The following is a 461-nucleotide window of genomic DNA, read 5'->3' as shown; positions in this document are numbered from 1 at the left end:
CGTCACTGTAGCGAGCGGCCCGCTTAATGGCAATCAGTCTGTGGGAGCGGGGGTTGCCCCCCACACCCCCCGGAGCTGGCGGTCTTGGCTTTTTGCTTCAAACTCTTCCAAGCCTTGCTCAACATAGCTTTGCTTCTTCGTAAGTAGCGTGTAGACCAGCCGAGCGAGTTGATGCGCTGTGGCCTTGATCGCACAACTGGTATCCATGCGGGTCAACCTGGCGCGATGCGATGCCCCAATGAATCCGTTGTCATTGCGAGCATTCGAAGCTGCCTGCTTGAGTGCCTGAGCAGCTCTGTTGATTATCTTGGGCCCACCTCCTGATAGCTGTCGGCCACCCGAAATTCGGGTTGGGGGCGCTAGACCCAGCCAGGAGCAAAAATGCTGTGAGGACGGAAATCGCGAAAGATGGGACTGTCAGATTTTTTGTGTGCGGGCCGGTAACGGCCTGCCGTCAGGCA

Annotated in this window: 1 pseudogene; it reads right to left on the bottom strand. The window is 57.5% G+C overall.

Going from position 1 to position 461, the window contains the following annotated elements:
• Positions 1-33: 33 nt before the first annotated feature.
• A pseudogene (locus IAE37_RS28620) lies at positions 34-408 on the bottom strand (transposase); the annotation flags it as partial.
• Positions 409-461 lie beyond the last annotated feature (53 nt).

The organism is Pseudomonas sp. S31 (genome assembly GCF_016648105.1).
Classification (GTDB): Bacteria; Pseudomonadota; Gammaproteobacteria; order Pseudomonadales; family Pseudomonadaceae; genus Aquipseudomonas.
Note: the sequence above shows the minus strand (reverse complement) of the source record. Positions and strands in the feature narration are given on the sequence as shown.